Here is a 9177-nt window from a genome sequence, read left to right on the forward strand (position 1 = left end):
GCCCCTCTAGAAGCTCATCGCCGGCACGGGGTCGGTCGCCGCGACGGCGGCCCCGACGCCGCCCACGGTGGCCAGCTGATGCGCGTGCGCCTGGGACAGCCCGGTGGTCACCGCGCCCCCGGCGCCGTGCACGGCCCAGGTCTCGTCCCGCACGCCCACCGCCGGGGTGACCGGGTCGCGTTCGGGCCGACCGGTGCGGCCGGCCGCCGCGGCGAGCAGCCACCGGGGCAGCGCGAGAGCGGTGACCAGCACCGGCGGGGCGGGCAGCCGGATCTGCTTGACGGTGACGGTGAGCACCGTGGACGGCCCGGCGTCGGCGCCCTCGCCGCCCAGGCGGACGCCGGCGGTGAGCCGTTCGAAGGCGCGCCGGTTCAGCGCGTCGGCGTCGGAGAGATCGGCGAAGCCGCCCGGCGCGAACCAGTCGACCTCGGTGCCGGTGACCTGCGGGCCGGTGGCGGTGACCGTCTCCGGCCGGGTCAGCGGCGCGCCCTCGAAGCGTTGCAGCAGCAGGTCCAGCGGGGCGCGTTCCTGGGTCCAGACGGCCTGGCCCAGCGGCGGGACCACGGGCAGCGCGGCGGTGCGGGCCGGCTCGACGACCACGGCGGCGTCGGTCGCGCCGGTGCTGCGCAGGTTGGCCGGGTCGGCGAGTTCCCCGGCGAGCTCGGCCACGGCCGAGGCGACCGGCGTGACGGCCGGCGGCGTGGACGAGCCGAGGGTGATGGTCTCCTCGAAGGTGATCTCGAAGAACAGGATCTCCAGGGTGACCCTGCCGTGGAAGACCACCGGGCCGGGACCGGAGATGCTGCCGGTGAGGTCCAGCCCGGCGAGGGTGCGGCTGCGCCAGCGCACCCTCACCGAGGCGTGGATGGCGAAGTCGAAGTGGAACGGCTGGAACCGGATCAGCGCGTCGAAGCCGAGGAAGCCCCGGATGTTGAACGGCCCCAGGTTGACGATGACCTCGACGGCCGCGCCGAACTGCAGCGTGTTCGTGGTGACCGCGAAGTAGCCCTCGAAGCGGAAGTAGAGCAGGTCGTCGGGCTCGCCGCGGGTCATGGCGATCCGGGTCAGGCTGGCGGGGAAGACCAGGGGCGCCGGGTTGTACGCCGGGTGGAAGCCGCCGACGGTCAGCACCACGTACGGCTCGGCGCCGTAGCTGAGCCGGAACGCCGCGCCGCCGGTCAGTTCGAGGATCTCCAGCAGGTGGCTGTCGATCAGGACCGCGTCGAAGGCGACCAGTTGCTGCGCGAAGTCGACCACGCCCAGGATGTCCAGCCGGATCTGTAGGTAGGGCCGCCCGCCGGACGGGTTCTCGATCCCCGCGCGCGCCGAGCCGAGGATCACGATCTTGCGCGGGCCGGGCAGCTCGATGAACACGCCGATGTCGAAGCGGACCAGCTCCGCCCAGGACAGTTGCAGCGTCGGCCCGACCACGATCACGCCGGGCGTGGGCGGGAAGACCGCGGCCAGGTCGGCCAGGAGCACCGGGGCGTTGCGGACCGGGTCCTCCGGGGCCAGGATCCGCCCGACGGTGCCGGAGGCCATCCGGGCACGCAGCGCGTCCACGTCGGTCTGCCGGTTCAGCGCGAGCAGCCCGCCGACGGAGGAGAGTGCGAAGCCGAAGCCGAGCTGGATCGGCGGGAAGCTGGCCCGCAGCAGGATCAGCAGCGCGTAGCCGGGCGCGCCGCCGGGCAGCCGGGTGTCGAGCAGGCCGACCGCCTCCACCCCGACCACGCCCAGCTTGAGCGCGAGGACGCCCGAGTAGCGGCCGGCCGGCTCGTCGAAGCCGATGAAGCCGCCGCCGGTGACCGGCCCGGCGTTCACGACCATGCCGAGCCCGGTGGGCGGCAGGAAGCGGAAGGTCAGGTCGACCGGGCCGAGGTTGCCGTCGCGGACGGCCAGGTCGGCGCCGACGCCGATGCCGGCCACGCTCGCCGCGAACGGCCCGAGGTCGATGCCGCCGGTGAGGCGGACCTCCAGGGTGATGCCGGCCGCGCCGGGGCGCAGGGCCAGGTCGAGCCGGTCCAGGCGCAGCGGGCCCAGGCGCACCGCCAGGGGTACGGCGAGCACCAGGCCGGCGCCGCCGCGCAGGGTCAGCCCGTCCACCGGGTCCCAGTGCAGCCCGAGGTCGAAGTCGACCTCCAGGGTGGCCGGCAGCACGCTGGACAGGAAGCCGTCGGCGCCGCCGAAGGCGATCACCAGGCGGCCCGCGGCGACCTCGGCGTCGACGATCAGTCGGGCGCTCACCCCGCCCCCGTCCGCGGCGAACGCGGCGCCGACAGCGGCCCGGACGGCGGTGGCCGTGAGCCGGGTGCCGTCGGCCTCACCGAAGAGCACCATCGGCCCGGGGCCGGCGGGCAGCCGCTCCACCGACACGGTCAGCTCCCCGGCGACCCCGGGCGCGGGGGCCTGCGGGCGCAGCGTGGCGGGCGGTTCGACGCGCAGGGCGGCGCCGAGGTCGAGGCTGCCCTGGCCGCGCAGGTGTACCGCCCAGGCGTCGCCGATCGGCAGGGGAATGTCCAGCCCGCCGAAGTCGAACACGTCGAGGGTCAGCTCCAGCGGGGTGGGCGTGCCCGGGGGCAGTCCCTCCACGGCGTGCAGCCGGAACAGGAACGCGGCCAGCTCGGGACGGCCGCCGGGCCCGGCGAGCACCACCGCCGGCACGCCGACGGCGGTCAGCCAGTCGCGCAGCCGGGCGAGCAGCAGCGCGGCGTCCAGGGTGGGCTCGCCCCAGCCGTACACCTGGCGCAGCGCGGCGGCCGGGTCGTCGAGCAGCACCCCGAGCCGGTCCAGCCGGAGCCCGCGCCGCAGGTACGCGGGCCGGTCCCCGTCGGCGGGCACGGCGACGTTGTCGACCAGCCCGAACAGGGCGAGGGCGCGGCCGAGCGCCGGCCGACGGTCCAGCAGGTAGCTGGCGGCGGTCCAGTCGACCAGGCGTTGCGGCAGGTCGGCGAGGATCGCGGCCAGCGGCGCGCTGACCGCACCGCCCCCGGTGTACGCGGACTGCACCGCGCCGGCCAGGGCCCGGACGGCGTCGACGGCCTCGACGATCAGCGGCAGCAGGTCGCCCAGGGCGGCGGCGATCGCGGCGCTGTCGTCGTCGGCGATCGCGTCGACCAGCGCGGTGACCGCCGGCGGGAGAGCGGCGAGGGTGGCGCCGGCGGTGCCGGCGGCGGCGACCACCCCGGGCGCGCCCGCGACCGGGCCGGGCAGCGGCAGGCCCAGCTCGGCGAAGAGGTCGACCAGTTGCCCGGCGGCCAGCCGCTCGGTGACCGGGTCGAGCAGCCGGGCCAGTTCGACGGCGAGCTGCTCGGCGGTCCCGGCCATCAGCGCCCACCCCCCGGACCGGTGCCGCCGCGCCGCCCGCCCGGCGGCCAGTCTGCGGACGTGGTCCGCCCCGGCGGTGCGCCGCCTACGGACGTGGTCCGCCCCGGCGGTGGGCTACCGGCGGATGCGGTCCGGCGCGGGACCGGCGCCCGCTCCGGCCCGAAGAACAGGCGCAGGGCGGCGACGAGCGGTCGGATCAGCCCGACCCGCACGGCCGTGCGCGCCCGGCGGTGCCGCCGCAGCAACCGGGCCACGGCCGGGCTGAAGCTGTAGTAGACCCGGTCCAGCACGTCGGCGGCCCGCGCGCCGCGCGGCGTGGCCCGCAGCCGCTCGTCGCGCAGGTGCCGCAGGTAGCGCACGTCCGGATGATCGGGACGGCCCAGCGTGGCCGTGGCGATCAGGCACGGCCCGCCGCCGCCTCCGCCGGTGGCGGGCAGCGGGGATGAGGCGGCCACCTTGAGCAGGGCCGTCACCGCCGCGTGGATCTCCCGGTTGATCTTGCGGAAGTGGCCGGGCGGATCGGCGTAGTTGCAGTGGAAACCCTGCTCCTCGGCGTGTCCCGCCTCGAGGCAGTACGCGAAGATCGGCTGCCGGTTCGGCAGCGCGAACTGCCGGCTGCACGCGTAGTCGTCGCTGCACCCGGAGTTCGGCCCGCCGCCGACGGGGAGGTAGAGGAACGCGCTCTGCCCGACCGTGTACTCGGAGTGGGCCCGCTGGGTCGTGGAGGCGGGGGCGGCGGGATCAACCCCGGCCGAGCGGAGGATCTCGTCGTGCATCGCCGTGGCGATCATCCGCGACCGCGAGCGGATCCGGTGCGGCGGGTCGTCGGGGAGGTATTCCTTGTAGTCGGTCCGGCCCGGTGGCAGCGCAGGGTCCCCGGCGATCAGCCCGTCCCGGGTCCCGGCGAAGGCGGGCGCCCGCCAGTGCATCGCCGGGTCGTCGCCGTCCTCCTCCAGCCCCCAGGAATAGAGGATGTTGCGGCCGAACATGTGCACGTCCGCGTAGTAGTGGATCGGCAGGGTGTCCAGCAGGGACTCCAGGTGGCGGGTCTCCACCTCGGAATGCGCCGACGGGCCGCGGTAGGTGTCGTCGGCCGGCGACGTGGAGGCCGGGTCGGAGCCGTACCGGGCGCGGTAGAGCGCCACGTCGTAGTAGTCCTCGAATCGCCAGATGATGTCGAAGTTGCGGTTCAGGTCGACGCCGATCTCGCCGCCCGCCTGCGGGCTGCGGTTCTTGCGCCAGCCCGGCTCGCTGAGGTGGGTCAGGTCGTGCTCCCGCCCGTCGGGGTTGAGCAGCGGCAGGATGTAGAGGTCGAGCTTCGTGACGATGTCGTTGACGTCGGCCGCCGCGATCCGCCAGGCGCGGTAGCGGATCGGGGCGCCGACCAGCGGGGTGACGGTCATCGCCGGGAAGACGATGTCGGTGCCCGACGTGTACGACACCAGCAGGTTGCGGGCGAGGGTGACCAGCGCGTCGGGCGGCGCCCACTCGCGGGCGTGCACCCCGCCGACGATCAGCGCCGCCGGCCGGTTCGGGCCGCTGCCGTTGGCGATCCTGACGTAGCTGTGCGACCGGCCCCCGGCGGTCTCCGTCGGGAAGACCGTCCGGGTGCACAGCGCGGGGAAACTGGCGGCGAGGTCGGCGAGCGCGTCCTCGATCTCCTGCGCGCGCAGCGGCGCGGTGATGGCCGGGTACGGCGGGGGCACCTCAGCGCTCCCCGGTGCTCTCCGGCGGGGCCGACGCCTCCGGTGGCGGGGCGAGGCGCTGCGCGACCTCGGCATGGAAGGCGTCGAACTGGCCGGACGACATCATCACCCGCACCTCGGCGCCGCGCGCCTCCAACTCGGGAATCAGCTCCTCCGGCGCGTACGCCGAGATGCGGTAGCGGTCCGCGCCCAGTGACGCGGCGCTCGGGTCGATCAGGTCGAGCCCCGCCATGCCGCGCAGTCCGCGCAGCACCTCGGCCGTGCCCTCGATCTGGATGAGCCCCACGATCGCCTCCCGGCCTGCTGACGCGGCGGTCGAAGCCTTCCCCCTGCTCACTCAACGACGCCACCGACCGGCAGGCAATACGCCGAGTGGTCGAAGGATCGCCGCAGGGTGTCGGATTGCCGTCGCGGCGGGGGCCTGTCGGACTCCCCGCCGCGCCGTTGTCGGGCCGCCGGACGCGGCCGGAAGGTCAGGAGGGCGGCGACGACACCTCGGGAACGGGGCGCGGGGCGTAGAGGGCGGCGAGGTCGGCGGCGGTGGCGGCGAGCCGCTCGCGCAGCGCGGCCGGGGCCAGCACCTCCACGTCCGCGCCGAGCCGCAGCAGGTCGCCGTGCGCGTGGGTGAGCGACTCGATCGGGATGACGGCCGTCACCCAGCCGGCCTCGTCGGGTGGCCCGGCGGTGGCGTCGACGGCCGCCACCACCAGCTCGCTGCCGATCTCCCGGAGCCTCTCCCGGCCCCGAGGGGAGAGCCGGACCGTGGCGTCGTCGCGGTGCAGGTGGGCCCGGAAGCGCACCACGTGCGCCCGCCACCAGGCGGGCAGGTCGAACCCGTCCGGCCGGGCGAACCCCTCGTCCAGAGCGGTCAGCGACAGGACCTGGTTGACCCGGTAGGTGGCCGGCTCGTCCCGGCCGCGTCGGGCGGCGACCGCGTACCACCGGCCGCCCTTGAGGACCAGCCCGTAGGGCTCCAGCACCCGGTCGACCTCCCCGGCCCAGCTGCGGTAGCGCACCGCGATCCGCCGCTGCCGCCAGACCGCCTCGGCCACCTCGGGCAGGTGCGGCGAGGCGTCGCCGTCGGCGTACCAGTTGGGGGTGTCCAGGTGGAACCGTTCCTGGATCCGCGCGGCCCGGTCGGCCAGCTCGGGCGGGAGCGCGGCGTGCAGCTTGAGCTGGAGCGCGGCCACCGCCGCCCCGTAACCCAGCTCCGCGGCGGGCCCGGGCAGGCCGGCGAGGAAGAGCCGCTCCGCCTCCTGCGCGGTCAGCCCGGTCAGCCGGGTACGCCAACCCTCGACGAGCTGGTAGCCGCCGGCATGCCCCGCCTCGCCGTAGAGCGGAATGCCAGCCGCGTGCAGCGACTCGACGTCCCGGTAGACGGTGCGGGTGGACACCTCCAGCCGCTCGGCGAGCTGCGCCGCGGTCATCCGCCCGTGGGCCTGGAGCAGCATCAGCAGGGAGAGGAGTCGACTGGCCCGCACTCCGCTGACACTAGCTGTCAGTGAAGTGTCCGTACCGTCCCGGCATGGCATTTCGCGACAAGGAACTGCGGACGCCGGGACCTCTCACGGTCGCCGGCCGTCAACTCAAGCGCTACCACGTCGACCAGCCGGAACGGCGGATCGAGCCGGAGGTGGAACCGGCCGCGTACGCGGTGCTGCCCCGCCTGCTGCCGGCCCGCGACGGCGACGGCACCCCGCCGGCGGGCTGGGTGGTGCTGCACCGGGGCGCCGACACGGGGGCGTACCTGCTGGCGTACAGCTGGGTCTGGGACAACGTGGTCGAGGTGCGCATCGCGGCGGCCGGCCAGCCCGCCCTGGGCTGCCCGGACGACGACCCGACCCGCTTCGTCGACCTGACCCGCCCGTGGGCGGGCTGCGTCTGGGAGCTGGGCGTGCTGGAACACGAGCGGGCCGCCTGGGCCCGGCACGTGCTGGCGCCGGAGCGCCCGGACCTCGCCGGCTGGCTCGCCGACACCCGCGTCGAGGGGCCGGTGGGCCGCTGATGGGCGACTTCGACTTCCTCGTCGGCACCTGGGACGTGGCCAATCGGCGCCTGCGCGAGCGGCACGTCGGCAGCGACGACTGGGACGAGTTTCCCGGCGTCTCCGTGGCCCGCGGCTTCTTCGGCGGCGCCGGCAGCTTCGACGAGATCACCTTTCCCACCCGGGGCTTCTCCGGCGCCACCGTGCGGATCCTCGACCCGGCGGCCGGCACCTGGTCGATCTACTGGATGAACAGTCGGCGCGGGGTGCTGGAGCTGCCGCCGGTGGTGGGCCGGTTCACCGACGGCGTCGGCACGTTCTTCGCCGACGACGTCGACGAGGGCCGGCCGATCCGGTGCCGGTTCGTCTGGTCGGGCGTCACCGCGACCTCCTGCCGCTGGGAGCAGGCGTTCTCCATCGACGGCGGGCGCACCTGGGAGACCAACTGGACGATGGACTTCACCCGGAGGCCGGGCGGCTGACCGGGCCCGGCGGGCTCAACCGGCGGCGACGCCGAGCCGGTGGGGCATGTCCCAGCCCTCCGCGAGCCGGGACGGGTGCACGTTGTGCCCGCCGCCGAAGAACTCGCAGAACTTCATGATCAGCGGGTCCCAGCGCAGCGGGTCCACGTGGCTCGTCCCGGGGATGACCAGTTCCTCCTCGACGTACGCGCGCAGCACCTCGACCTGGAAGGCGGTCGCCCGTACGTCGGCCCCGGCGAACGGGTGGGCCGCGACCACCCGGCACTCCAGCTGGACCGGGCACTCCGCGACCCGGGGTGCCCGGACCAGTTCCGAGGGCTGCGCGGTCAGCCCGGCCAGGGCGAACTTGTCCGGCTCGTGCCGGTAGCCCTGGCGCAGCTTGTACTCCGGCACGTCCGGCCGGCCCGTGGTCAGCGCGATCCGGTCGACCGCGTCGACCATCGCCGAGGACGGCAGGTTGAGCACACACTCGCGCTCGCGCAGCAGGTTGGCGGTCGTCCGGCCGCTGTCGCCGAGCCCGAGCATGGCGTGCTGCCCCAGCCACCACGCCGACGACATCGGCGCGAGGTTCGCCGTGCCGTCCGGGTTGCGCGAGCTGACCAGGACCACCGGCGTCCCGAAGTAGAGCACCTTCAGACCGGGAACCACGTGCACACTTCCGCCTTCCACCGTCGGACGGGGCCACGGCGGCGGCCCCGTCCTCGACTCTGCGGCACCGCCGGGGGCCGATGCTGGCGGCGATCGGACGTCGCGTTTCCGACCACCCGAGGCGGGAGCCGAAGCGGGGTCAGGTCGGCGGGGGAGCGGTGCTGCGGTAGATCGCGGCCAGCCAGACGTCGAGCAGCACGTCGACCACGTCCCGTTCGGCCACGGCCGGGCCGTCGCCGGCGAACGTGGCGTACCAGACGCGCTCGTTCATCGAGTTGAGCGCGATGGCCAGGTCGCGGGCCGGCACGCCGTCGGGAGCCGCGCCGCGGCGGCGCTCGGCCTCGATCGCGGTCTCGATCGCCTGCACCCAGCGGTCCAGCACGCTCGCCCACACCCGGCGCACCTCGGCGTTGGTGCCGCGCACCTGGGCGCAGGCCAGCACCACCGCCCGGTGGGCGCCGAACGTCTCGTGGAACCGGTCGATCAGCTCCCGCCAGCGCGCCCGCGGATCCTCGGCCAGCCGCTCCAGCACGTCGCTGGCCGCGGCGTCGACCTCCTCGGTGACCCGGTCCAGCAGCGTCAGCAGCACCGCGTCCTTGGAGGGGAAGTAGAAGTAGAAGGTGGGCCGGGAGATGCCCGCGCCCCGGGCCAGGTCGTCGACGGAGACGTCGGCGACGGCCCGCTGCCGCAGCAGCCGCTCGGCGGTGGCCAGGATGGCCGACTCGCGTTCGTCCCCCGCCGACCGGGCCCCGCGGCGTCCGCGCGTGGCGGCGCTCCCGGCGGCCGTACGGGCGGGCGTCATCAGGCTCCTTCCGTGGATACCCCGGCCTTCAGGCCGGGGAGGAAACGGAACCTCCCTGCGAGGCAGGTCAGGAGTAGCCGGTTCGCCGTCAAGGCGGACAGGCTTCCCGCGCGACCCCGCAAGATTGGTTCCGAACTATCGAGCTATCTTCGTGAACGTGACCTCACGGGTGAAGCGGGCGTACAAGTTCCGCTTCTATCCGACTGCGCAGCAGGCGGAGCTGTTGAGTCG

The 9177-nt window shown here is 74.9% G+C and carries 9 protein-coding genes; 3 read left to right on the plus strand and 6 right to left on the minus strand.

The features are described 5' to 3' along the window. Positions 1-6 precede the first annotated feature (6 nt). The 4 genes from ACGF5C_RS12590 to ACGF5C_RS12605 form a co-directional block, all read right to left on the minus strand. Positions 7-3324 carry a DUF6603 domain-containing protein gene (locus tag ACGF5C_RS12590; protein ID WP_393300427.1) on the minus strand — a complete coding sequence of 1106 codons (3318 nt, stop codon included), beginning with the start codon at positions 3322-3324 and terminating at the stop codon, positions 7-9. Further along, entirely contained in the window at positions 3324-5030 is a 1707-nt protein-coding gene (locus ACGF5C_RS12595) for a M14 family zinc carboxypeptidase (RefSeq protein ID WP_393300429.1), read from the minus strand. The genes ACGF5C_RS12590 and ACGF5C_RS12595 overlap by 1 nt, the downstream gene beginning before the upstream one ends. Position 5031: 1 nt before the next feature. After that, on the minus strand, positions 5032-5316 hold the full coding sequence (locus ACGF5C_RS12600; protein ID WP_393300431.1) for a hypothetical protein: 285 nt from the start codon (positions 5314-5316) through the stop codon (positions 5032-5034). Between the two features lie 187 nt (positions 5317-5503). Further along, positions 5504-6511, minus strand: a complete 1008-nt coding sequence (locus tag ACGF5C_RS12605; RefSeq protein ID WP_393300434.1) for a helix-turn-helix transcriptional regulator — start codon at positions 6509-6511, stop codon at positions 5504-5506. 44 nt (positions 6512-6555) lie between these two features. Between ACGF5C_RS12605 and ACGF5C_RS12610 the strand changes: the two genes are divergently transcribed. Beyond that, positions 6556-7035 carry a hypothetical protein gene (locus tag ACGF5C_RS12610; RefSeq protein WP_393300437.1) on the plus strand — a complete coding sequence of 160 codons (480 nt, stop codon included), beginning with the start codon at positions 6556-6558 and terminating at the stop codon, positions 7033-7035. Next, positions 7035-7496, plus strand: a complete 462-nt coding sequence (locus ACGF5C_RS12615) for a hypothetical protein (RefSeq protein WP_393300440.1) — start codon at positions 7035-7037, stop codon at positions 7494-7496. The genes ACGF5C_RS12610 and ACGF5C_RS12615 overlap by 1 nt, the downstream gene beginning before the upstream one ends. A 15-nt stretch (positions 7497-7511) precedes the next feature. On the opposite strand, the gene ACGF5C_RS12620 is transcribed toward ACGF5C_RS12615, so the two are convergent. Then, positions 7512-8150 carry a flavin reductase family protein gene (locus tag ACGF5C_RS12620; protein ID WP_393300443.1) on the minus strand — a complete coding sequence of 213 codons (639 nt, stop codon included), beginning with the start codon at positions 8148-8150 and terminating at the stop codon, positions 7512-7514. Positions 8151-8283: 133 nt separating this feature from the next. After that, a complete protein-coding gene (locus ACGF5C_RS12625; RefSeq protein ID WP_393300446.1) occupies positions 8284-8946 on the minus strand; it encodes a TetR/AcrR family transcriptional regulator in 663 nt (220 codons plus the stop codon). Between ACGF5C_RS12625 and ACGF5C_RS12630 the strand changes: the two genes are divergently transcribed. Further along, positions 8858-9177 (plus strand): helix-turn-helix domain-containing protein (locus tag ACGF5C_RS12630; RefSeq protein WP_393300449.1); only part of this gene is annotated, 320 nt, incomplete at its 3' end. The genes ACGF5C_RS12625 and ACGF5C_RS12630 overlap by 89 nt on opposite strands.

The organism is Micromonospora sp. NPDC047620, assembly GCF_043205005.1.
Classification (GTDB): domain Bacteria; phylum Actinomycetota; class Actinomycetes; order Mycobacteriales; family Micromonosporaceae; genus Micromonospora.